19 protein-coding genes are annotated in these 23,145 nt (G+C 62.0%); 16 read left to right on the top strand and 3 right to left on the bottom strand.

The features are described 5' to 3' along the window. The 10 genes from J3T92_RS05880 (at position 1) to J3T92_RS05925 (ending at position 11,813) form a co-directional block, all read left to right on the top strand. Positions 1–2,226 carry a family 43 glycosylhydrolase gene (locus J3T92_RS05880; protein ID WP_267400371.1) on the top strand — a complete coding sequence of 742 codons (2,226 nt, stop codon included), beginning with the start codon at positions 1–3 and terminating at the stop codon, positions 2,224–2,226. Beyond that, on the top strand, positions 2,223–3,305 hold the full coding sequence (locus J3T92_RS05885) for a LacI family DNA-binding transcriptional regulator (protein ID WP_220236737.1): 1,083 nt from the start codon (positions 2,223–2,225) through the stop codon (positions 3,303–3,305). Before J3T92_RS05880 ends, J3T92_RS05885 begins: the two co-directional genes overlap by 4 nt. 157 nt (positions 3,306–3,462) lie before the next feature. Then, positions 3,463–6,297: a family 43 glycosylhydrolase gene (locus J3T92_RS05890; RefSeq protein ID WP_267400383.1), complete on the top strand. Its 2,835-nt coding sequence runs from the start codon at positions 3,463–3,465 to the stop codon at positions 6,295–6,297. Between the two features lie 139 nt (positions 6,298–6,436). Continuing rightward, positions 6,437–7,429, top strand: coding sequence for a family 43 glycosylhydrolase (locus J3T92_RS05895; protein WP_267400611.1), 993 nt, complete (start codon positions 6,437–6,439; stop codon positions 7,427–7,429). 229 nt (positions 7,430–7,658) lie between these two features. Next, positions 7,659–8,978, top strand: a complete 1,320-nt coding sequence (locus J3T92_RS05900; protein WP_267400385.1) for an ABC transporter substrate-binding protein — start codon at positions 7,659–7,661, stop codon at positions 8,976–8,978. Positions 8,979–9,089: 111 nt separating this feature from the next. Further along, complete coding sequence (locus tag J3T92_RS05905) at positions 9,090–10,040, top strand: carbohydrate ABC transporter permease (RefSeq protein ID WP_267400387.1); 951 nt, start codon at positions 9,090–9,092, stop codon at positions 10,038–10,040. Next, a complete protein-coding gene (locus J3T92_RS05910; protein WP_267400389.1) occupies positions 10,037–10,918 on the top strand; it encodes a carbohydrate ABC transporter permease in 882 nt (293 codons plus the stop codon). The genes J3T92_RS05905 and J3T92_RS05910 overlap by 4 nt, the downstream gene beginning before the upstream one ends. A 163-nt stretch (positions 10,919–11,081) precedes the next feature. Next, positions 11,082–11,363, top strand: a complete 282-nt coding sequence (locus J3T92_RS05915) for a hypothetical protein (RefSeq protein WP_267400390.1) — start codon at positions 11,082–11,084, stop codon at positions 11,361–11,363. Next, the gene (locus tag J3T92_RS05920; protein ID WP_267400391.1) at positions 11,350–11,592 is read left to right on the top strand and encodes a hypothetical protein; all 243 of its coding nucleotides are present in this window, start codon (positions 11,350–11,352) and stop codon (positions 11,590–11,592) included. The genes J3T92_RS05915 and J3T92_RS05920 overlap by 14 nt, the downstream gene beginning before the upstream one ends. Next, complete coding sequence (locus tag J3T92_RS05925) at positions 11,568–11,813, top strand: hypothetical protein (RefSeq protein ID WP_267400392.1); 246 nt, start codon at positions 11,568–11,570, stop codon at positions 11,811–11,813. The genes J3T92_RS05920 and J3T92_RS05925 overlap by 25 nt, the downstream gene beginning before the upstream one ends. Here J3T92_RS05925 and J3T92_RS05930 read toward each other — a convergent pair. Both J3T92_RS05930 and J3T92_RS05935 read right to left on the bottom strand, forming a co-directional pair. Beyond that, entirely contained in the window at positions 11,795–12,250 is a 456-nt protein-coding gene (locus tag J3T92_RS05930; RefSeq protein WP_267400393.1) for a substrate-binding domain-containing protein, read from the bottom strand. The genes J3T92_RS05925 and J3T92_RS05930 overlap by 19 nt on opposite strands. A gap of 199 nt (positions 12,251–12,449) precedes the next feature. Then, complete coding sequence (locus tag J3T92_RS05935) at positions 12,450–13,514, bottom strand: glycoside hydrolase family 43 protein (protein WP_267400394.1); 1,065 nt, start codon at positions 13,512–13,514, stop codon at positions 12,450–12,452. Between the two features lie 176 nt (positions 13,515–13,690). Between J3T92_RS05935 and J3T92_RS05940 the strand changes: the two genes are divergently transcribed. From J3T92_RS05940 to gndA, 3 genes are all read left to right on the top strand, one after another. Next, positions 13,691–14,647: a TatD family hydrolase gene (locus J3T92_RS05940; RefSeq protein ID WP_267400395.1), complete on the top strand. Its 957-nt coding sequence runs from the start codon at positions 13,691–13,693 to the stop codon at positions 14,645–14,647. A 175-nt stretch (positions 14,648–14,822) separates the two neighbouring features. Next, positions 14,823–17,144: a KUP/HAK/KT family potassium transporter gene (locus J3T92_RS05945; protein WP_267400396.1), complete on the top strand. Its 2,322-nt coding sequence runs from the start codon at positions 14,823–14,825 to the stop codon at positions 17,142–17,144. 112 nt (positions 17,145–17,256) lie between these two features. Continuing rightward, on the top strand, positions 17,257–18,723 hold the full coding sequence (gndA, locus tag J3T92_RS05950; RefSeq protein ID WP_267400399.1) for an NADP-dependent phosphogluconate dehydrogenase: 1,467 nt from the start codon (positions 17,257–17,259) through the stop codon (positions 18,721–18,723). Positions 18,724–18,794: 71 nt separating this feature from the next. On the opposite strand, the gene J3T92_RS05955 is transcribed toward gndA, so the two are convergent. After that, positions 18,795–19,829 (bottom strand): LacI family DNA-binding transcriptional regulator, encoded by a 1,035-nt coding sequence (locus J3T92_RS05955; RefSeq protein WP_267400401.1) that lies wholly within the window; start codon positions 19,827–19,829, stop codon positions 18,795–18,797. A 185-nt stretch (positions 19,830–20,014) separates the two neighbouring features. Between J3T92_RS05955 and J3T92_RS05960 the strand changes: the two genes are divergently transcribed. Genes J3T92_RS05960 through J3T92_RS05970 form a run of 3 tightly spaced genes read left to right on the top strand, consistent with a single transcriptional unit; the run spans position 20,015 to position 23,063 of the window. After that, entirely contained in the window at positions 20,015–21,265 is a 1,251-nt protein-coding gene (locus J3T92_RS05960; protein ID WP_267400403.1) for an ABC transporter substrate-binding protein, read from the top strand. A 14-nt stretch (positions 21,266–21,279) separates the two neighbouring features. Beyond that, entirely contained in the window at positions 21,280–22,209 is a 930-nt protein-coding gene (locus J3T92_RS05965; protein ID WP_267400405.1) for a carbohydrate ABC transporter permease, read from the top strand. Next, entirely contained in the window at positions 22,206–23,063 is an 858-nt protein-coding gene (locus J3T92_RS05970; RefSeq protein WP_267400407.1) for a carbohydrate ABC transporter permease, read from the top strand. The genes J3T92_RS05965 and J3T92_RS05970 overlap by 4 nt, the downstream gene beginning before the upstream one ends. Positions 23,064–23,145: the final 82 nt, after the last annotated feature.

Genomic DNA, 23,145 nt, shown 5'->3' on the forward strand with positions numbered 1-23,145 from the left:
ATGGGTGAGGATGTTCTGGACGGTGGACGAGAATCTGGGGATGGGGTTGCGCTCATGTGCTACACCCGGCGTCCCACTGATCGGCAGGAGGCCAACAACGAAGATGTCGCTCTGAGCATGCACCTGGCCCTGCGATCGCGGGCGACCGGCCGTTGGGAGCCCCTGAACGGCGGCTACGGCATCTTCTTCGCTGCTGCTGTGCCCACCAAGTCTGTGCCGGATAGTGCCCGTGGGGCCTGCACGGCCGGGGCTGCCCTGCCAGGCGAGGCAGCACCGCAAGAGGGCGGGCACAACCCTGGACTGGACGCTCAGCAAGGCGAAGGGTCCAATGCTGATGCTGATGGCGACGACAATGTCGACGATGGCCAGGCATCCCAGGCGGCCCAGGAACTGGCGGTGGTCCCAGGGCAGGATCTGGTCCTCAAGAGCCTGATCGACCCCTTCCTGCTGCCCCTGAGGGACGGCGCCTTCGTCATTCTGGCCACCAGGGTGGCCAGGGGCGGCCAGTCGGACGGCTCCCAGGCCGACTCCTTCCTGACGGCTCTTTCGCCGGACCTGCTGACCTACCGACGGCTGCCACAGGTCCATATCCTGGGCGCTCATGGGATCCACCGGCCCAGGGCGCGGCTTCTGGACGATGGCCAGGGCTGCCGGCTTTACTGGGACGACGACCGCGGGCGGCTGTGCACGGCCACGGTGGACGATCCGACGCGGATGGGCATGGTGGCCGACATGAAGATCCTGGAGGATGACGATTCTCTGGTCCAGGGCGACCCCCTGTCCATGGACCGGCGGCGCGCCCTGGAGGAGGACTGCGGCATGAAGGGCATTCTGGCCGGCAATGTGGTGCTGATCCGCGCCGATTGCGAGCGCGGCCTGCTGGAACGGTTCGGCCGCATCTATAACACCGGCGTGAAAGTGGATCCGGTTCAGGTGTTCCGAGGCGACGGTCTGGAGTCGGCCCGGCAGGCCCAGGCACGGCTCCTCTACAGCGATGGGTCTGCCGCCTTGCGCGGGGTGGACTGGGATCAGAGCCAATTGGATCGTCTGGCCAGTGACCTGGCCCTGGGTCGTCTGAATCATGGAGAGACCAGGCTGATAGGCGGACGGGTCCGGCAGACGGCTTACCCGGTCCCCTTCGCTCGGCAACGTGCCGATCCCTCCATTTTCCGCTGGTCCTGGAGGGGCCGGCGCCTGTTCATGTTCATCGCCACCGAGGATGCGGATGGCAATTGCGTCGACCCCTTGAACGGGCACACGCACATGCCCCTACGGGTCGCTGACACCATCGAAGGCCTGAGCGATCAGGCCGGCGGTCATGAAAAGGAGGTGGACCTGCTGCGCAGGGGCGATCGCAACAGCGAAGGCCGAGTCATGACCGGCTGTTTCTGGGCCCCGGAGATCCATCTGATCGGAGGCAGGCTCTCCATCCTCTTCATGCCTTGCTTCGATGGTCCGCGGACCAACCCTGACGGGACCGCCAACGATCGGGCCGGGAAGCCGGACATGTGGACGGGCTGCTGCCATATCATGCAGCTGCGCCGCGACGACCAGGGCCGGGATCTGGACCCTCGCCAGCCTGAGAACTGGGACAGCCCCCGACCCATTCTGCGGGCCGAAGGCACCCCTCTCAACCCCATCCAGCGCATCAGCCTGGACATGACGGTCCTGCACGATACCGGCCGCTGGTATTACGCCTGGCAGCAGCTGGGCTCGGTCTGGATCGCCGCCTTCGACCCTGCCCGCCCCGACCGTCTGACCAGCACGCCACGCCAGATCATCGTCCCCGAGTTCGCCTGGGACAACATGATTGCTGAGGGGCCCAATGCCGTGATCCACGACGGCCTGATCTTCCTAATTTATTCCGGCTCCCTGGTGGGCATCGACTACACCACCGGACTGGTGACCGCGCCGGCCGGTGTTGGGGCCGATCTATGCGATCCCGGCGTGTGGAAGAAGCTGGACTACCCATTGCAGAAGTCCGGGAAGTACAATGGCTATTGGCAGCTGGGCACCGGCCACGGTATGTGGTCCCAGGACGAAGACGGCACCATGATCTACGTTTTCCACAATGCCGAGCATGACCAGGACCGCTACCTTGGCCGCGACAGTCAGGTACGACGGGTACATTGGTCCGCTGAGGGGATGCCCGTATTGGATATGCAAACGGATGAGGAGCTCGACCCCACCCGTGCCACGGTAACCTTGGAGGTTAGGGTCTTATGAGTTTAGCCGATTCCCCCGGCACAGGACGTGGTTCCACCCCGACTATGAAGGATGTGGCCCAGGCCGCAGGAGTGTCGGTCAAGACCGTCTCCAATGTGGTCAATGACTATGAATTCGTCTCCAAGGCTACTAGAGGCAAGGTCAACAAGGCCATAGAGGAGCTGGGCTACCGGGTCAATGTGCCGGCCAGAAACCTGCGGCTGGGCTTCACGGGGATGATCTCTTTGGCCATACCTGATCTGGCAATGCCTTACTTCGCTCAGCTCTCCTCCTTGGTCATCGAGGAGGCCAAGAAGCTGGGCATGCGGGTTCTGGTGGAGCCCACCCTCTACTCGCGCGAGGGTGAAATCGAGGCTCTGCACGGCTCCCAGCGATCCATGATCGACGGCCTCATCTACAGCCCGCTGGAGCTGGGCATGGACGATCTGGACCAGCTGCGGGTGGACTATCCTCTGGTGGTTGTGGGGGAGCGGATCTTCAGCGATCAGTTTGATCATGTGGCCACGGAGAACGTGGAGGGCGCCAAGCACGCCACCGCCTATCTGATTAACACTGGTTGCCGTCGGGTGGCGGTCATCGGCACCCATCCCGGCGAGAAGCTTGGTTCGGCTGCTCTTCGCTTGGAAGGGTACAGACAGGGTCTTGAGGAGGCCGGCCTGGACTACGATCCCCGGTTGGTGGCCCCATCGCGCATGTGGCATCGCATCGACGGGGTCAACGCCATGAATGCCCTGCTGGACCAGGGCATTGTCCCCGACGGGGTGGTGGCCCTGAACGACATGCTGGCGGCAGGGGTTCTGCATTCCATACAAATGCATGGCATGTCGGTGCCGGACGACATCTCGGTAATCGGTTTCGACAATTCCGATGATTCCCAGTATCTGTCGCCCTCGTTGACCAGTATCTCGCCCGGGCTCAAGGCCGTGGCCAGGCTCTCGGTCCGTGTTCTCAAGGACAGGATCAATGGGGTCCAGCCGCTGAACACCAAAGAGGGCGAGCACGTCTTCCGCAAGGTATCCTCCTCGCTGGTGGTCCGCAATTCAACCCGTGCCCTACCCGGAAACGAGATCGCCGTCTGATCGCTGATGTGCTTTTTCGGGTGTCTTGGATTTCTGAATTTCTAACGTTATAATATACTGAAGACGTTCTCAAATGATTTGATGCGGCACCGGCGGGCCATGGAGGCCTGCCGGTCGGAGCGCGGCCGCTCCGATGCCGATGCGGAAAGGTGTGAACATGCGTCATCAATCGTCATCAGACGCAGGACGACGGAGCCGAGGAGGGGTTGCAGCGGCGGCCCTCGTGGGCATGATACTGGCGGGCGGCACAGTCGCGTCTCCAGCCTGGGCTGATCAGTCCCCAGCAGATGGCAGCGCTACAACCAGGATGTCCGCCAGTCAGCCGCAGCCCCTGCTCGGCTACGATTTTTCAGCCCTTGCCGCAGGAGCCAAGGAGGCAAACAATACTGTCACAGGCTCATCCTTTGGCCCGGCCCGCATCCTGGATGCCAATGGCCGGCCGACAGGGGCGGCCAAGAACGACGATGCGCTCCTGTTCGATGGATCCACTTATGTCAAGCTTCCCGATGACATACTGAGCGGACACGCCAGCGCCACGGTGTCCATCCGCGTGCGCAACGACCGGTTCAACGCCTCAGGCCCCTGGACCTATCTCTGGTCGCTAGGGGGGACCGGCCAGCAGGCTGTCGGCTCCTGGACCGCCTCCACCCATACCTCCCTGTACACCTCCATCACTTCCAAGGCCAACGGCCAAGGCGAGACATATCTGCCGGCATCCAAGAACCTGCCCAATGACCGCTTCTCCACGTTGACCGCCACCATCGACGGCAAGAACAACATGGTTCGGCTCTATATCAACGGTTTGCAGGTGGCTGAGGGCAAGGCCACGGTCAATCCCGCCGCCTTTGGAGACCACCACCACAACGTAATCGGCCAGTCCCGATACCCCGGCATAGGCGACGCCCTCTTCCATGGCGCAGTGCAGTCATTTGCCGTCTATCCGCAGGCCCTGAATGCCGACCAGATCGTCGCCACCCTGCCCTCGGAGGACCTTGGAGATCTGATCAACCAGCAGGCCGCATCACTGGCGGTTCCCGCAGCCGTAGACGGTGATTTCAACCTGCCGGTCTCAACTACTGTCGCCTCGGTGGGGTGGACCTCTTCTGCGCCTGGAACAGTCAGTGTCAATGCTGCCACCGGGAGGGCCCATGTGGTCCCCGGCAAGCGGGATGTCCCAATCACGCTGACGGCCCGGCTGCAAGCGAGCAAGGCCTCGAGGTCCTCCCGAGACGCTAAAGCCATCCAGCAGGACTACCGGCTTATTGTCAGGGGTACATCCAAGGACGGTCAGAACGCCTACTCGCGCGTCTCTGTGCATGACCCTTCCGTGGTCAAGGCCGGAGGGCGCTACTATGTCTTCGGCTCGCATCGGGCCTGGGCCCGCAGCACCGACCTCAAGCATTGGGAGCCATTCACCAACAATCTGAGCCGGGATTACCAGCGCATTCTGGATCCTATCTGGAAGGCATGGCCCAAGCAGTCCTCCAACCCGGACGTGACCGGCAACATGTGGGCGCCCGAGGTCTACTACAACGCCACCATGAAGAAGTGGTGCATGTACCTGAGCCTGAACGGGGGAGGGTTCCCCTTCCAGAAGTCGGTCATCGTCCTGCTGACGGCCGACGACATCGAGGGGGACTGGAGCCTGGTGGGCCCAGTGGTCTACTCCGGCTTCCAGAAGTCCAACGTGGAGGCTACTGACGTTCCCAAGGTGCTGGGCCCCAATGCCGATTTGTCGCGTTATGCCAGCCTCACGGATACGGGCATCAATGCGATTGACGCCTGTGTCAAGGATGACGGGCAGGGGGGCCTGTGGATGAGCTTCGGCTCCTGGTTCGGCGGCATCTGGATGATCCGGCTGGACCCCAAGACCGGCCTGCGCGACTACTCCACCACCTACCCCACCCAGGCCAACCAGTCCGACGCCTACTACGGGCACAAACTCGCCGGAGGCTTCGGCAACTCAGGCGAAGGCACCGCCCTGGTCCGTCAGGGTGACTGGTGGTATCTGATGCTTTCTTACGGCGGACTCGGGCAGACCGGGGGCTACCAGATGCGTGAATTCCGCTCCCGTTCCATTACCGGCCCCTACATGGACCAGAACGGCAAGCCGGCCGTCTATGGGCGTGCAATGAACGATCTGGATGCCAACCGGGGTCTGCGGATCGACTCCTCCTTCGCCCAGCCTGGACAGGACCAGGTGCTGACCTCCCAGGGAGGCAATGCGCTGTTGATTGACGAGGATCGCGTCTTTAACGTTTACCATACTCGCTTCGTGCGCGCTGCGGGCAACTTGGAGGAACATCAGGTCCGGGTCAAGCAGATGGTCCAGACCCCTGACGGATGGCTGGTCATGACGCCCTTCGAATACCGGAATCCGGTGGGCAGGGTCTCCTCCAGCCAGGTGGTCGGCGACTACCAGGTGGTGGTCCATGATCCGGTCCGTTACTATGCGGGATCCGGCCTGCTCAGCCCGGCAATCTACCGGTCCGTGTCAGTGAGCCTGCTGGCTGGCGGTCGGCTGGGCGGCCAGGTGCAGGGCTCTTGGACGGCGACTGGTGGCGATCTGACCATCAAGGTGGACTCGGCGGATCCGGGCACTCTGTTGCACGGCGTCTATCGGGCCAGGCTGGGCCGACAGCTTGATGAGCAGGGCCATCCGGTCGTCTTCTTCTCAGGATTGGGCGGCGATGTCTTCACCGATGCCGGTGCCGATGTCTCCCAGGCAGCAGGTGCCGCGGCCATCTGGGGCTCGCGTCCCCTGGCCGGTCCCAAGGTTCAAGAGGAGGCCGATGGCGATAGCGGTCATGCGACTGTTCCCGCCGCGGACTCCACTCGTGCACCTGCAGGTCGGTCCGGCAAGGAAGGCAAGGCTGGTCGTCTTCCCTCGGCCGGATCGGCCCTGTCGGCTCCCGTCGCAGCCGCATCCGCGGCCCTTGTCTTGGGTCTGGGCGCACTGGTGTTCACTGCCATTCGCCGAGCCCAAGGCTGAACCCGACCGGGCCCACTGCCCAAGCCGCCCTCCGCCTTCGAATTCGAGCGCCCGGCGGAGGGTGGGCAGCTCGCTGATATTCAACGTTGTATATTGGTCATATAGACCAGTACCTCCGTCTTCGTGATAGGAACACATGATGAGCGCATACCACAATCCCCTGGTACTCCAGCGGGCCGATCCCTGGGTCATCAGGCATAGGAACCTCTACTATTTCACCGCCTCCTACCCGGCCTACGACAGAATCATCCTGCGCGCCGCCGCCAGGCTGGACGACCTGCAGGCCGCCCCTGAGCGCACCATCTGGCACAAGCACGAGTCCGGCCCCATGAGCAGGTATATATGGGCGCCCGAACTCCACCGGATCAGTGGGGCTTGGTATATCTACTTCGCGGCTGCCGAGGAGGACTTCGGCTCCGCCGATCTGCCCACCCATCGCATGTATGTGCTGGAGAATACCGGCAAAGACCCCATGGATGACGAGTGGATCGAGAAGGGGCAAATCCACACCCCGATCGACTCCTTCTCCCTGGATGCCACCACAGCGGTGATCGGGGGCAGCCAGTACCTGATTTGGGCCCAGAAGGATCCAGCCATCGAGGGCAATTCCAATCTCTACATCGCCCGCATGGCCAATCCCTGGACCCTGGCCACTGATCCTGTCCTGCTCTCCAAGCCCGAATACGACTGGGAATGCATTGATTTCAAGGTCAACGAGGGCCCGGCTGTCATGCTTCACCAGGGCATGATCTACCTGACCTACTCGGCCTCGGGCACCGGGGTCCCTTACGCGGTGGGCATGCTGACCGCCTGTGAGGATGCCGACCTGCTGGATCCTGCCAGTTGGACCAAGAGCGATCACCCCGTCTTCAAAACGGCTGAGGAGAACCATCAGTATGGGCCCGGCCACAACTGCTTCACAGTCAGCGAGGATGGCAGCCAGGACCTGATGATCTATCATGCTCGCAACTACACACATATCGAGGGTGATCCCCTCTTCGATCCCAACCGCCATGCCAGGGTTGGACTGGTCACTTGGACCGACCATGGCCCGGACTTCGGACGACCGCTGCCTGATGATCGGTGGACCCCGACGAGCCGCCAGATCCTGCCTCCCGATGGCAGCCATTGAGCGGTATAACCGGGCTATGCCCGACACGCTTGTACATCGTTGGAGAAGAGAGTAATATATCATTTGCAACGTTAGAAAGATGTCGGTTTACAAAGGCGTGGGCTACGTTCACGTATCTGGGAGCGTGACCAGGCGATGCAAGCCATTGGACCAGATGGGCAGGACATGGTTGTTTCGGCCGTCATCGGTTCCTTTGTAACCGTTGCTTGATGTCGAAAGGACAGAGACAATGAAGGCAATCAGAAAGGCTGCGGTAGCCGCGATCGCGCTCGCCACGCTCAGCACCGTGGGGCTCTCGGCCTGCGGTTCCGGCAGTGGTGGCAAGGATGCCAAGGGCAAGGACGGCGTTACCAACATCGTCATGTGGCACGGATTCTCCGAGGCCGATGGCAAGACTCTGAAAAAGATCGTCGAGAACTTTAACAAGTCCCAGAAGAAGTACCACATCGACGCCCAGCTGCAGCCCTGGAGCACCATCGGCGAGACCATGGTCACCAAGGTCACCTCGGGCGACGGCCCGGACTTCGTCACCACCGGCGCCGACAACGGCCAGGGCTGGTCCATAGACGGCACCTTCCAGTGCGTGCAGGACTTCTATGACGATCCCTCCAACGAGACCAAGAACTACCTGCCCAACGTGACCAAGCAGACCGAGTTCACCATCGACGGCAAGAAGCAGCAGTGCGCGGTTCCCATGGGCTACGCGCCCACTACCGTCTGGTACAACACCGATATGTGGAAGGCTGCCGGCCTGACCGACCAGGATTATCCCAAGACTTGGGACCAGCTCCTGGATGTGGCCAAGAAGTTGACCAAGGGTGACGGTTCCCAGTACGGCATGGCCCTGTCCGACTCGGGATGGGCGGCCTTCATGAAGGGCAACGGCACCGGCCTGTACAGCACCAAGGGCAAGGTCACCATCAACTCCGAGCAGAACAAGGCCTTCCTGCAGAAGATGCGCGAGTTCTACAAGGGTGGTTACTCCAAGACCGGCATGGATGACACCGCTGCACGCGAGTCCTTCGAGTCCGGCCAGTCGGCCATGGTCATCGTCGGCCCCTGGGAGGACCAGGCAGCTACCGACAAGGGCATCAAGCACGATCTGTTCCCCGTGCCCAACGGAGACGGCACCTATGTCTACCCCGACGGCAAGAAGGGCTCCAACACCGGTTCCACCGGTCTGTATTGGTGGGTCACCTCGCAGGTCAAGGACGAGGCCAAGAAGAAGGGCATCTACGCCTTCTTCAAGTACTACAACAACCATGACAACCAGGTCATGTGGTCGCTGGGCTCCGCCTATCCGCCCAACAACAAGACCGTGACCACCGACGAGCTCTCCAAGCGCCCCCTGATCGCCAAGGTCTCCGAGAATACGGACAACTCCTACATCGGCATTGCCGGCCTCAAGGGCGGCTTCGCGGATATCTCGTCCACCCTGGATTCGGTGACCCAGAACACCGCCCGCACTGACGATGACATTTCCGCCTCGCTATCCAAAGCCTCCAACAAAATCCAGAAGTATCTGGATGAGTACAAGGCTGAGGACTGATTGAACATCCGCCCCTGAGGAGTCGGCCTGGCGGCCTGCAGCGCCGTCGGCCGGTCCCTCATGGCTGACCGTCGCCCGGGCCCGGCGTCCGGGCGGCACTTTGGAGTACCTATGTCCACTACCACTGGGATCCCATCCGCGCAGGGCGCCGACGCGGTCATCAAGGACAACAAGAAGACCCTTTCCAGGCGCAATATCCGGATCGGGCTTAGCTTCATAGCCCCGGCCCTGATCGTCCTGTCGGTCTTCGTCTTTTACCCGACCATCAAGACCTTCTTCACCTCGCTGACTACCGACCGCATCAACCGCAAGGGCATCTTCGTCGGTCTGCACAACTACGTCGAGCTTTTCACCAACGCGGACTTCTGGACCGACTTCCGCAACACGGTCATCTACGCGGTCGTCTACGCGCCGTTGGTGGTCATCGTGGCCCTGGCCTTCGCCCTGTTGCTCAACCGCAAGGACATCAAGGGGGTCGGCTTCTTCCGCACCTGCCTGTTCATGCCCTACATCATCTCGCTGACTGTGGCCTCCATCGCCTGGAGCTTCCTTCTCTCGCCATCACTGGGTCTCATACCCTACTGGGGCAAGGTGCTCTTCGGCATCCAGCACATGGATCTGCTGGGAACCAAGTCCACGGCCCTGGCCACCATCATTTTCATCACCGTATGGAAGAACTTCGGCTATTTCATGGTCATCTTCCTGGCCGGCCTGCAGGGGATCAACCCGGACCTGTACGAGGCGGCCTCCCTGGATGGAGCCAACGCCTGGCAGCGCTTCCTGCACATCACCCTGCCAGGGCTGATGCCCACCTTTAACTACGTGGTCATCTTCGGACTGATCGGATCCTTCCAGGTCTTCGACCAGGTCTTCATCCTGACATCCGGAGGCCCCGACCGCGCCACGGAGACCATCGTCTACCGCATCTACACCGAGGCCTTCGGCAACGGCAAGATGGGCTATGCATCGGCCCTGTCCTATGTCCTGCTGATCATGACGCTGATCATCGGCGTTATCCAGCTGGTCTGGAACAACAAGCATGAGAAGGAGGAAATCGGATGAGCCAGTCGACTCCTACCGCAATCGAGCACGATAAGCTGCTCAGGAGGGCCCATGCCCGACACATGGTGGCCAGGGTCCTGACCTACTTCCTGCTGATCCTGATGACGGTGATCATCATCTTCCCCTTGCTGATCGTGCTGATCACCTCCTTTACGCCCAACAAGCTGACCCAGACCTGGCCGCCCAAGGTGATTCCCTCCTCATTCACCCTGGACAACTACACCTCGCTCTTCCAGCGGATGCCCATCGGCAAGCAACTGATGAACACAGTGATTTTCGCCGGTGCTGTGACGGTCTTCTCGGTCTTCTTCGACTCCCTGGCCGCCTACGGGCTCTCTAGGATCGACTTCAAGGGGCGCGGCTTCCTGCTGGGAATCCTGATCGCCACCATGATGATCCCTGGCATGGCCCTGCTGATCCCGGTCTACAAGCTGCTGGCAAGCATGGGTCTGGTCAACTCTTACTGGGGCATCATCATCCCCAGGCTGGCTGATGTGGGCGGCATCTTCCTGATGCGGCAGTTCTTCATCTCCCTGCCCAAAGATCTGGACAACGCGGCTCGCATCGATGGTGCCGGCGAGTTCCGCATCTTCTGGCAGATTATCCTGCCCAACGCCAAGTCCTCGGTGCTGGTAGTGACCATGTTCAACTTCATGGGCAACTGGAACGACCTGCTCTGGCCATTGATCATGACCAGCCGCCCGGAGACAAGGACCATCACTGCCGGTCTGGCCATGCTGACCGGCCATGGCTCCTCGGTCACGCCCTATGGCGTGGTCATGGCAGGCGCCCTGATCTCGGCACTGCCCTTGCTGGTCATCTTCTTCTTCATCCAGAAGAGCTTCGTGCAAGGCATCGCCATGACCGGCATCAAGTGATCGACGAGGCTATCATTATCGGCACCGGGCCCAGGGCCCTTTGAGGGGTGGGCCACTGCGCCTGGTGTCCAAGGGGTTGACGGGGATGACCAACCCCCATCGGCCCCTTGTTCGTTCTGGATCTAGACTGGGCTGGTAAGCGTCGCGGACGGGGAGGTCAGGCATGGATGAGCGTCAGAGCGATCAATATGGGCTGAGCTCCGACCAGCAGGATGCCTTGGGGGTTCTGGCATCGGAGGATCCCCACGCCGGACAGTCCAAGTGGACCATCTTCAGGCACTTGCCGCCGAATGAGCGTTGGTCATACCTCGCCCAGCACTTTCTTCCTGGTATTCTGGCCGCCGGTCTGGTACTGGCCCTGCTGGTCGGCCTGGTCGTCACCAGACTGACCAGGCTGCCGGACCCGCTTCTTTTCAGTTCAGGGCTTCAACATGAGCGCCCATGAGGAGGGGTTTGACCGCATCAAACAGGGATTCATGCGCGACCGGGGAATCAAGGATGGGCGGCTGGTGGACATGGAGGCGACCCTGACGCTGAATGGCCAGGGCTACGACGATTCGGCCAAGGCCATGACCCGGGTCACTGAAGGCCAGATCAACATGGTGATCGCCCCGACGGGCCTCTTTCCGATCTGTGTAAGCGCGGGCTGGTGGCTAAGCCCTCGCAAGGATTGAAGGGCGGTGACCTGCGGCGGTTAGCCAGCCAAGGCGTTCTGGTGGACTCCAAGGGACGGCGGGTATCGAATCCGTCCCATGCCATGGGACTGGATCTTTCCCGCTCATCGCGCTGGAGGCAGGTGCCCGGCCTGTCTGATCACGCCATCCTGGGGTTGAGCAACGTAGCCGACACCATAACCTACGTCCGGGCCTGCATCGACTATATGGATTTCGGCTGAGTTCCCGGGTCCCTTTGAACCGTGTCTGCAGCATGGATTCCCAGGGTGGATTCCCGCTCCAGCAGATGGTAGCCCACGATCGCTCTGCGAGGGGTTCGGCCCGGATCTTCCTGACCCTCCTGCTGACCCACATGATCCAGCATCATGGAAATGGCCATCCGCGCCATCTCAGTGAAATCCACTGCCACGGTGGTCAGGGTGGGGACGGAGTAGGCTCCCGGTTCAATCCCCTCGAAGCCGGTGATTGCGACATCCTTGGCCACCTGCTGGATTGTTAGGGCGCTGTTGTGGCTGGAACGTACGAAGAGCCTGTCAAACTTGTAGGAGTGCAGTTCCTGGATCTGGCGGAGCTCATTGGTATTGTCATACCGGCTGATCAGGATAAGCAACTTCAGATTCCTGGCGTAGTAGCCGTTCTCCAGGTTCGGCACGATCATGTAAAGATGCCGGACCGACCCGAGCGCAGGGCACGTGCGATACCTTGGTGGAGTAGTGGAGCGGCCCCGCGTTGCGCCGCCGGTCATCGGGATCTATGTCATGTACCTGCATGTGGACGGAGAGGAATTGTCGTCACGCTCATGTGGGCATTGCTGACAGGTATGGGCCTACGCGTGCTCGAACCTGCCAAGAAGCGAGTCAGCGGGTCAGAGTCCGCTTCAAAATCCGATACTCGCTCTCGGTGATGGGCATGATGGAGCCATGGCGCTTGGTCAGTCGGCCGAAGTCCATGTCGTTGACCAAGGTCCAGTCCTGAGGCTCTCTGGAGGACAGGTCGGCCGAGCGGAAGGGCAGATAGCCCCGGCCCTCGGCAAACTGGTCGCAAATCAGGCCGAAAGGCATGGCCCGTCCGTCAGGCCCAGCGGCATCGGCATCGTTGTAGAGGAAGAGCTCAGGGCCCTCCAAATAGCGTGAGGAGTAGCGTCCCTGGCCGAAGATGTCGGTCAGGTTGGACAGGTAGGACCAGGCTTGGTCATCGTCCGTGCGCACCAGCTCATGGGTGGCCGCATAGGGATTGAGGGTGCATTCCAAGGTGATTTGATCATCCTTGGAGGCCCGGTACCACCAGCCGTCGGGCGCCTTGAGCATGGTTGTGTCGATGATCCCGTTGCTGCGGTCGATCCACTTGACCGGGCGGGAGAAGGTGATCAGGTCAGTGCTGATGGCGTAGTACATGTTGATGCCGTTGCCCAGCTCGTTGGCCAGGTCGGCCGCAGCCGGGTCTTTGGCGCTGTCGGCTGCAGCCGTGGCCCAGAAGACTATCCATTGCTCCCTGTCGGCATCCCAGCAGGCCTCCGGCGCCCAGGCCATGCCGGCCTTGGGAATGGCTGAGGCCACATCCACCAGGCGCGGCCTGCCCCAGTGGGCCAGGTCAGGCGAATCCCAGATGACCAGGCCGGTGGATCCGTCCACGGTGGCCCGGCCCTCCTGCCAGCCGCCCCTGTGGAAGACGGACAGATCGGTGGCGATGATGTGGAAGAGGCCGTCTGGTCCCCGGACGACATAGGGGTCGCGCACGCCGCCCTCGCCCTCGCTCCAGGTCAGCACCGGGTCTCCCCGGGCCCGCAGGTCATGCCAGTGCAGGCCATCGCGACTGAGGGCGAAGTAGAGCTGCTCGTCCGTCTCGGTCTGTTCGTGTCCGGTGAAGTGAACGAAGAGGTAGGCACTGGTCGCCTCGAACGAGGGTTGCCAATCCGTAGACATGTTCCACCTTTCCTGCTTACGGCAACGGTACCGCGGCGGCGGGCGCTTCTTCGCCCCTTCGTTCCGGCCGTTCCAGGGCCGTCATGGGCGATTCTAGCTGCCGCCCTTCCTTTTGGCAGAGCCGGTCGTCCGGGCGGGTCGCGGTTTGGGCCGCACGGGTTCCTAGACTGTGGACCATGAGCAGGCATCATCGCGACCGCAGCTGGGCTCCCGACCCCGAGCCGCTGCCCGAAGGCATTGAAGTCATCGACGATCATACCCACATGGCCTCCGTGGTCCCCTTCGCCCAGGAGATGGATCGGCAGGCCAGGGAGCGCGGGCAAAATCCGGTCCCCGTTCGCACGGTCGACCAGCAGCTGGAAAGGGCCCGGGCTGTGGGCGTGGTCGGGGCCATCGACGTAGGCTGCGAGCTGCCCCATCTGCAGACGGCTGTGGACCTGGCCCTGGCCCATCCCGGGGTGGTTCACGCGGCCCTGGCCATCCATCCCAATGAGGCCGTCCTGCACGGCCATCGAGGGGTGCCGGGGCCGGATGGACTGCCACTGCAATATCAGCCCTGGCATGAGGTTTCTTTCGAGCAGGCGCTTGAGGAGGTCGCCCGTCTGGCTCGCGCATATCCCGACCAGGTGGTGGCCATCGGGGAGACGGGCATGGACCTCTTCCGAACAGGACAGGGGGCCGAAGAAATCCAACGCCAGGCCTTCCGCGAACACATCGCCCTGGCCAAGGAGCTGGACCTGCCTGTGCAGATCCACGACCGCGACGCTCACCGCCAGGTCGTCGAGACCCTGCTGGAGGACGGCGCTCCCGAGCGCACGATCTTCCACTCTTATTCGGGGGATGCGAAGATGGCTCAGGTCGCTGCCGAGCATGGCTGGTATTTGAGTTTCTCGGGGACAGTCTCCTACAAAGGCAACGAGGGAATCCGCCAGGCCCTGTCTGTGGTCGGCATGGACCACATCATGGTGGAGACCGATGCGCCCTATCTGAGTCCCATGCCCTACCGGGGGCGCACTAACTCCCCATACATGATTCCCTACACCCTGCGTGCCATGGCCGATGCCTTGGACTGCCCCCTGGCTCAGGTGGCCAAAGCGACGGCAGCCACCACGCGCCGGGTTTACGGGCTGTGAGGGGTGTCCGATGGACGGTGCCGGACCGGGACTAAGCTAATGGTGTGTCGCGGTCTGAATCGTCCCTGCAGAGTGTGGGGGGAGAGTGCTACGGTTGTCGTCGCACGTGTGCGCGAACAGCAACATACGGCACCCGGAAGTAGATGAGTGAAGGCATTGGCCGATGGAGGGCTCTATGGCGGATGAGCGGCATGAGTTGGCGGCTCAGGATGATGGCAGGGGCGCTGACGAACCACCCCGGTTATCCGGTGAAAAAGCGGCGAAGCCGACGACGGCCCGCCGTAAAGGTCGGCCGACGAAAGAATCGATACTTCCTCAGGAGAGCTTCACCAAGGCTCCCAAGATCTCGGCCAAGTCCCGCACCCGGGAGGAGGAGAACGAGCTCAAGCGGGTTCGGCGCGAGGCCCAACGGGCGGCCCAGCGTCGCCGCAACCCGCCGAAGGGTCCTCTGGGCCGCTGGTGGCGGCGGGTGCAGTCCTCGCCAGACAGAATCAGCCTGGGCATGTGCATCGTGGCCCTGGGCGTGGTATACGGCGACATCGGCACCTCGCCCCTGTACACTATGCAGGCCTTCGTGGCCGGCCAGGGCGGCATGGCCCGTGTGGACAGGCCGGCCGTGCTGGGTATGCTCTCCCTGGTCTTCTGGTCCATCACGCTGATCACCACGGTCAAATATGTCCTGGTGGCCATGCGCATCGACAACAAGGGCGAGGGCGGCATCTTCGCCCTATACACCCTGGTTCGGCACTACGGCAAATGGCTGGCCATTCCGGCCATGGTCGGTGGTGCAGCCTTCCTGGCTGATTCGGTGCTGACTCCTGCGGTCTCCATCTCCTCGGCAGTCGAAGGCCTTAAGACCATCCCCATCCTGACTCCGATCTTCCGTGAAAACGGGAACCTGACCATGGTCATCACTTTCGTGATCATCCTGATCCTGTTTGCCGTCCAATCGCGCGGAACCGAGCGGATCGGCAAGGTCTTCGGCAGCGTGGTCATGGTCTGGTTCGCCTTCCTGGCCCTGATCGGCATCTACTGCATCGGCAACGACTGGTCCATCTTCGAGGCCCTGAACCCGGTCTACGGGATTCGCTTCCTCTTCAGCCCGCAGAACCCGGTGGGCCTGACCATCATGGGCACGGTTTTCCTGTCGACTACGGGAGCCGAGGCCCTCTACTCCGACATGGGCCACGTGGGCCGTGGCAACATCTACGCCACCTGGCCCTTCATCAACATCGCCTTGGTCTTCAATTACTTCGGCCAGGGGGCGTGGATTCTGCGCAACACCGACAATCAGGCCCTGCAGGGCGTGGACGGACTCAACCCCTTCTTCCAGATGATGCCCACCACCGTGCGCTACGTGGCGGTTCTTCTGTCGGTGACGGCCGGTGTCATCGCTTCGCAGGCCCTGATCACGGGCGCCTTCACCATGGTCTCGGAGGCCACCGGCCTCAACTGGATGCCCCACCTGCAGGTACGCTACCCGGCGCGTACTCGCGGCCAGCTCTACATCCCTACCATCAACTGGGTCCTGTGCGCGGCCACGCTGACGGTGCTGGCCATCTTCAAGGATTCCGAGCACATCTCGGCCGCCTATGGACTGGCCCTGACGGTGACCATGATCACCACGACCGTCCTGCTGGCCGACTACATCTGGCACGATGGCAAGCGCGTGTTCTCTCTGCTCTTCGCCTTGGTCTTCCTGGCCATCCAGATCCTCTTCTTCATGGCCTCCATGGCCAAGTTCATGCACGGCGGCTGGTTCACCATGCTGCTGACCGCGGCCATCCTCTACATCATGTACACCTGGGATGTGGGTACCAAGGTGGAGCGCTCGCAACGGCGGCATATGACGGCCAAGGAGTGTCTGCCCGCCCTGGAGATGCTCCACAATGACTTCCGCGTTCCCTACTACGCAGACAACCTGGTCTATCTGACCTCGGATGCGGAGATGCGACGGCTGGACACCGACATCTTCTTCTCCATCTTCGCCAACCGGCCCAAGCGGGCTCGCGCCTGGTGGGCCGTCTCGGTCCAGACCACGGACGCCCCCTACACCCGCAAGTATTCGGTGGAGAACTTCGGCACCAACTACCTCTTCCGTGTGCGTATGAGGCTGGGCTTCAAGGTGGACCAGAATGTGGCCACCTACCTGCACCAGATCATGCACGAGCTGATTGACAGCGGCGAGCTACCCAAGCAGCCTTCCATCTATCCCAAGGTGGACGAGGATCCGCAGATCGGCACGGTCACCTATGTGCTGGTTCATAAGGCCCTGATGCCCGAGTCCAAGATCGACTCCCGCGGTGCCTTCTCGCTGAAGGTCAAGTACGCCATCCGCAAGGTGGCGGGCTCGCCGATCAAGTGGTTCGGCCTGGCTCCCTACAACCCCATCGTGGAGGTGCAGCCCCTGTTCGTCTCCACCAGGGCGGTTCCCAAGCTGACGCGCGTGGTCCTGCCCTCCCGCAAGATCAAGGGCGGCAAGCACCACAAGGGCTGAATGAGTGGAATCTCACCCCGGGGAGCCTGGCTCAAATCGAGTCCGGGCCATAGAATTGACGGCATGGAACCTGGTGCCCGGCCTTTCCGGGCTACCGTCGAAAGGTGATGTGATGACACAAGCTCAAGCCAATATCGGAGTCGTGGGTCTGGCCGCCATGGGTGCCAGCCTGTCCAGGAACCTGGCACGGCACGGCAATACCGTAGCGGTCTACAACCGCCACTATTCGCGCACCGAGACCCTGATCAACGATCATGGCCAGGAGGGCCGGTTCGTTCCGGCCAAGACCCTGCAGGAGTTCGTGGCCTCGCTGACCAAGCCCCGTACGGCCATCATCATGGTCAAGGCCGGGGATCCCACCGACCAGATGATCAATGACCTGGCCGATCTGATGGAGCCTGGCGACATCATCGTCGATGCCGGCAACGCCTACTTCAAGGACACCATCCGCCGCGAGAAGGCCATCCGGGCCCGTGGGCTGCACTTCGTGGGCTGCGGCGTCTCCGGAGGCGAGCAGGGCGCCCTCTTGGGGCCCTCCATGATGCCCGGCGGGACCGATGAGTCCTGGGAGACCCTGGGGCCCATTCTGGAGTCCATCGCCGCCAAGGTTGATGGCGAACCCTGCGTCACCCACATCGGCACCGACGGGGCGGGCCACTTCGTCAAGATGGTCCACAACGGCATCGAGTACTCGGACATGCAGGTGATCGCCGAGTCCTATGACCTGATGCGTCGGGGTCTGGGCATGGAGCCCGAGGCCATCGCCCAGGTCTTCGAAGAGTGGAACCAGGGGGATCTGAACTCCTACCTGGTGCAGATTACCGCCGAGGTGCTCCATCACACTGATGCAGCCACCGGCAAGCCCTTCATCGACATCGTCACCGATCAGGCCGGCATGAAGGGCACCGGCACCTGGACCGTGCAGACCGCGTTGGATCTTGCCGTGCCCGTGACCGGCATTGGCGAGGCCGTCTTCGCCCGGGGACTGTCCTCTTCGCCCGAGCTGCGCAGCCAAGCGGCCCAGGAGGGCCTGAAGGGGCCGCAGCCCAAGGCCGTCATGGCCGACCTGGCCGCCGATCCCGAGGCTCGCAAGTCCTTCATTGAGGACATCCGTCAGGCCCTCTACGCCTCCAAGATCGTGGCCTACGCCCAGGGGTTCAACGAGATGCAGGAGGGCGCCCAGGTCTACGGCTGGAAGCTGGACATGGGTGCCATCGCCCGCATCTGGCGTGGCGGCTGCATCATCCGAGCCAAGTTCCTGAACCGGATCTCGGATGCCTATGCCTCTGGCCGTGAGCCGGGCTCCCTGCTCTTCGACCCCTTCTTCAAGCAGGCGGTCGAGCAGGCTCAGGATTCCTGGCGGCGTGTTGTGGCCAGCGCCACCCAGGCCGGAATCCCCGTCCCCGTCTTCGCCAGCTCCCTGTCCTACTACGACGGACTGCGTTCCGACCGGCTCCCCGCCGCCCTGATCCAAGGCCAGCGTGACCTCTTCGGCGCCCACACCTATGGACGCGTGGACCAGCCGGGTGTCTTCCACACCCTCTGGGCCGAGGACAAGTCCGAGATCAAGCAGGACTGAGTTTCTCGCCAGAATCGTAAAGGTTCGCACAGCCGCTGAGACGGCAGCGCGGACCCCTTTTTATCATCCTGTCAGCGGATCTTGGCTGTGGATTCCCGGACCACCAGCCGGCAGGCGGCGGTCGTCCGGGTGGGGGGATGATTCTCATCGCTTCCCTGCAGACGGGTCAGCAGGGCATCCACCGCCTTGCGGGCCAGGTCGTCCTTGTCGGTGCTGATAGTGGTCAGCGAGGGTATGTAGGACTCTCCCTCCTGAATGCCGTCGAATCCCACGACGGCCAGGTCCCTGGGGACCTCCACGCCGCATTCGTGCAGTCCACGAATCAGACCTAAGGCCAGAGAGTCGGTCATACAGAAGATGCCGTCAAAGGGCTGGCCGGATGTGTCCGCCAGATGATGGCCCAGGTCGCGCGCCATTTCTCCGTCCCAGCGGTCCAGGGGCAGGAAGTCTTTGGGACGGGCCTTGATTCCGGCGTCCTTCAGAGCCTTCAGGCAGCCGGCCACCCTGCGACCGCGAACCGAGTGCCGTTGGACCGGATCTGTGCTGGCCGTCATGTCGGCACCCACCACGCCTATTCGTCGGCATCCGCAGTCCAGCAGGTGCTGCACAGCCATGGCGGCTCCCTCGAACCCGGCCGTCATGACCGAATCGAAGACCGGCTCGGCTGAGGGGTCGTCCAGCAGCACCAGAGGCTTGCCATCGGCCAGCTCCTGCATCTCCTCATTGGTGATGCTGCCCGGACTGAAGATGGTTCCGTCGCAGAGCTGGCTGGTCACATGCCGGAGAATGGAGACCTCGTCCTGTTTGGAGTTGGAGGTCTGCTGAATGATGGCCTGCATACCGTGGGCGTTGATCTGCCGGGAGATGGCCGCACTCATCTGCGCGGGATAAGGCTTGTCCAGCTCGAAGATGGCTACGCCGATGATTCCGCTCTTGCCTGAGCGCAGGCTTCTGGCCGACAGATTGGCCGAGTAGCGGAGCTTGTGGGCGGCAAGCAGGACCCTGCGCCTGGTGTCATCCGCTATGCGTTTATCGCCTCGAAGGGCATAGGAAGCAGTGGCCCGAGAGACCTGCGCCTCCTTGGCTACATCGCTCATCGTCACCATCTCGCACCTTTCCCGGGGTTCAGCCATTATCCTAGGCACGTGGGTGGCCTTATCAGAATATAGTTGACACGATTCAATCAACGTGATATACCATGTTGTGACAGGAGTTGAATCGTGTCAATTCCCGGGTCTCGACGTTGAACAGCCCGGAGAGATGTTCAGAGGATTGATTGCAAGGAGGAGTCATGAAGCTGAAGCGAGCATGGAGGGGCATAGCTGCGGCGCTGGGTGTCGGCATGTTGGTGTCGGCCATGGGTGCCTGCGGGGCTGGCGGCGCTGACGGGTCCAAGACTGCGCTGACCTTCCTGTCATGGAACAACGAACAGGTGATGAGGCCATACATCGACCAATTCGAGCAGCAGAACCCAGGGATCAAGGTGGACTTCAGCTATTCGCCGCCTACCCCTGAGTACATCCAGACCCTGCAGACCCGACTGGTCGGTAACCAGGCCCCGGATGTGTTCATCATCACCTCCGAGAATAAGGCTGACCTGATCAAGAACGGCTACGTGCGCGACCTGACCAACGAGCCCTTCATGCACAACATCTCCCAGGCCAACAAGGACTTCGTCAGCCATCAGGGCAAGGTCTACGGCATGTCCGTGTCCTCCTGGGCCTCCGGCATCGTCTACAACAAGGACCTTCTGGCCAAGGCGGGCGCCAAGGAGGTCCCAGAGACTTGGGACGGGTTCCTGCAGCTGTGCAAGAAGCTCAAGGCCGCCGGAGTCACGCCCTTCCTGGAGACCATCGCCGATGGCCCCAGCAGGATTCCCGATGCCTTCATGGGCTCGCAGTTCGACAGGGACAAGGTTGATGTGACCAGCCTGATCGATCGCCGCCCTCAAAAGCCCGGCGGCGACCAACGTGAGGCGGTTGCGGCCTGGATGAAGCTCTACGACCAGGGCCTGGTCACCCGTGACACGGTCGGCATCAGCGGCGACGATATGAAGACCCAGTTCATCAACGGCCAGGTGGCCATGATCTGCACCGGCCCCTGGGACCTGCCATCCATAGGCCAGGCTGGGCTCAAGTATGGCATGGCCCCCATGCCGCTTATGGAGAGGAACACGGTCAACTACGCACAGGGGTCGCCATCGCCCGCCTACGCCATATACTCCCGCCTCAAGGGCGACAAGCTCAAGGCTGCCCAGAAGTTCCTGACCTTCATGGATAGCCACTGGGCCTTGCAGCGTTCGGCCGACAACGGGGATGCCATCACGGTCCAGGGGTTCAAGGCCAAGGTCAAGCCCGAGTATGAGCAGGTCTACCGGACCAACGTGCAGCCGGGCCACTACTTCCTGCTCATGAACTTCTATGCCAAGCCGGACGTGCTGACCACCGTCCGCCAGTCCGAGACCCAGCAGCTGGTCCAGGGGTCCATCAATCTGGATCAGTGGGCCAAGGCTATCGACGACAAGATGGCTTCGGTCAAGTAGGAAGGGGCTGGACCATGGCTTCACAATCTGCGGCGGAGCGTGCCAACGCCCATCGACGGCGCACGCTCGGCCTGCGGCAGGATCTGACCTCTTTCTGGTTCCTCCTGCCTATTTTGGCCGTCTTCGTCGTTCTCTTCGCCGTGCCGCTGGTGCAGACCATCATCTACTCGATGACCGACTTCAACGGTTACAGCCTGAACATGCACTATGTGGGCTGGAAGAACTACCACAGCGTGTTCACCGACGCCTCGACCATGCAGGGACTTGTGTTCACCATCCTGTACGCCGTGGCCCAGACGGTCCTGGTGACCATCTTCGCCATCCCTTTGGCTGTTACGCTTAACCGGAAGTTTTGGGGCCGCAACTTCGCCCGTTCCCTGTTCTTCTTCTTCAGCGTGCCATCGCTGGCCATCATGGGCATGGTCTGGAAGTACATCTTCTCGCCCATGAAGTCAGGCGTCTTCAACACCGTCCTGGGTGTCTTCGGCCTTGGGCCGGTACCCTGGCTGTCCAATTCGACCCTGGCCCGGTGCTGCGTCATCTTCATCGCAGTCTGGGCGCAGATAGGCTGGCACGCCACGCTCTACCTGGCCTTCCTGCAATCCATTCCCGAAGACCTCTATGAGCAGGCCACGGTGGACGGGGCCAGCAGCCGCCAGCAGTTCGTCCACATCACCCTGCCCCAGCTAATCCCGGGCATCGTCACCTCCAGCTTCCTGCTTATGTCAGGCGGCCTCAAGGTCTACGACCTGCCCTACACCATGACCAAGGGCGGCCCCGGGTACTCCACCTATACGGTGACCCAGTCCATCATTCAACAGGGTATCGGCCAGTCCCAGTATGGGCTGGGCTCGGCTCTAGCAGTCCTGTTCACCGTGGCCACGGCCCTTGTGGTCTTCGCTCAGATGGGCGCCGCCAGTCTGATTTCCAGGAGGTTCCAATGAGTAGCAGCAAGAGCCCGACCCTGACCCTGAGCCAGCGGGAACGGCAGCGTTCGGCGGTCAGGAGCGTGGTGGTGCTGATCATCGCCCTGATCTGCGCCGTGCCCCTCTGGTACATCCTGATCAACACTTTCAAGACCGTCCCCGACATGGCCACCAATCCCCTGGGCCTGCCCAAGCAGTGGACGCTGCGCAACTACACGCGGGCCTTCGCCACGGTGCCCATTGTCCGAAGCCTGGTCAACACCCTGATTGTCACCTTCTTCGGCGTTCTCCTCCAGGTGCTGATCGGAGCTTTGGCCGCCTATGGGATGATCCTGCGCAAGTCGATTTTCACCTCGGTCATCGGTGTGATTCTCATGATCGCCTTCGTCATTCCGACCCAGTCCACCCTGATTCCCCTCTACCGGATGGAGTCCAGTGTGGGGCTGGTCAACACGCTCCTGGGCCTGATCGTCATGTACCTGGGCGGGGCGGTCTTCTGCTACTTCCTGATAGTGGGCTACATGCAGTCCCTGCCCTTCGAGGTCATTGAGGCCGCCAGGATCGACGGGGCCGGGCCCCTAAGGATCTTCTGGAGCATTGTGCTGCCCCTGATCAGGCCCATCCTGACCACAGTGGTGGTCTTTCAGACCATGTCGACCTGGAACGACTTCATGACGGCCAACGTCTTCATCAGTAGCTCCGACCTGCGCACCATCGTCCTGCAGGTCTACAACGCAGTCGGCCAGTTCACCACTGACTGGCCCAGCTTCATGACCATTACGGTCCTGGCCCTGATTCCGGTCTTCGTTTTCTTCATCTTCTGCCAGAAGTGGATCGTCTCCGGGCTGGTTGCCGGAGCGGTCAAGGGGTAAGGCGACCAATCGGAAGGTCGTAGTCTATGGAGGCGGTTGGGGTTCCGGCCGTTCCGCTCGTAAGGAATCGGAGTCACAGTCC

This window comes from Bifidobacterium sp. B4081, from assembly GCF_026537335.1.
Classification (GTDB): domain Bacteria; phylum Actinomycetota; class Actinomycetes; order Actinomycetales; family Bifidobacteriaceae; genus Bombiscardovia.

Coding starts and splice junctions, on each gene's coding strand:
- J3T92_RS05880 (WP_267400371.1), top strand. CDS start 1: ATGGGTGAGGATGTTCTGGACGGTGGACGAGAATCTGGGGATGGGGTT.
- J3T92_RS05885 (WP_220236737.1), top strand. CDS start 2,223: ATGAGTTTAGCCGATTCCCCCGGCACAGGACGTGGTTCCACCCCGACT.
- J3T92_RS05890 (WP_267400383.1), top strand. CDS start 3,463: ATGCGTCATCAATCGTCATCAGACGCAGGACGACGGAGCCGAGGAGGG.
- J3T92_RS05895 (WP_267400611.1), top strand. CDS start 6,437: ATGAGCGCATACCACAATCCCCTGGTACTCCAGCGGGCCGATCCCTGG.
- J3T92_RS05900 (WP_267400385.1), top strand. CDS start 7,659: ATGAAGGCAATCAGAAAGGCTGCGGTAGCCGCGATCGCGCTCGCCACG.
- J3T92_RS05905 (WP_267400387.1), top strand. CDS start 9,090: ATGTCCACTACCACTGGGATCCCATCCGCGCAGGGCGCCGACGCGGTC.
- J3T92_RS05910 (WP_267400389.1), top strand. CDS start 10,037: ATGAGCCAGTCGACTCCTACCGCAATCGAGCACGATAAGCTGCTCAGG.
- J3T92_RS05915 (WP_267400390.1), top strand. CDS start 11,082: ATGGATGAGCGTCAGAGCGATCAATATGGGCTGAGCTCCGACCAGCAG.
- J3T92_RS05920 (WP_267400391.1), top strand. CDS start 11,350: ATGAGCGCCCATGAGGAGGGGTTTGACCGCATCAAACAGGGATTCATG.
- J3T92_RS05930 (WP_267400393.1), bottom strand. CDS start 12,250: ATGATCGTGCCGAACCTGGAGAACGGCTACTACGCCAGGAATCTGAAG.
- J3T92_RS05935 (WP_267400394.1), bottom strand. CDS start 13,514: ATGTCTACGGATTGGCAACCCTCGTTCGAGGCGACCAGTGCCTACCTC.
- J3T92_RS05940 (WP_267400395.1), top strand. CDS start 13,691: ATGAGCAGGCATCATCGCGACCGCAGCTGGGCTCCCGACCCCGAGCCG.
- J3T92_RS05945 (WP_267400396.1), top strand. CDS start 14,823: ATGGCGGATGAGCGGCATGAGTTGGCGGCTCAGGATGATGGCAGGGGC.
- gndA (WP_267400399.1), top strand. CDS start 17,257: ATGACACAAGCTCAAGCCAATATCGGAGTCGTGGGTCTGGCCGCCATG.
- J3T92_RS05955 (WP_267400401.1), bottom strand. CDS start 19,829: ATGGTGACGATGAGCGATGTAGCCAAGGAGGCGCAGGTCTCTCGGGCC.
- J3T92_RS05960 (WP_267400403.1), top strand. CDS start 20,015: ATGAAGCTGAAGCGAGCATGGAGGGGCATAGCTGCGGCGCTGGGTGTC.
- J3T92_RS05965 (WP_267400405.1), top strand. CDS start 21,280: ATGGCTTCACAATCTGCGGCGGAGCGTGCCAACGCCCATCGACGGCGC.
- J3T92_RS05970 (WP_267400407.1), top strand. CDS start 22,206: ATGAGTAGCAGCAAGAGCCCGACCCTGACCCTGAGCCAGCGGGAACGG.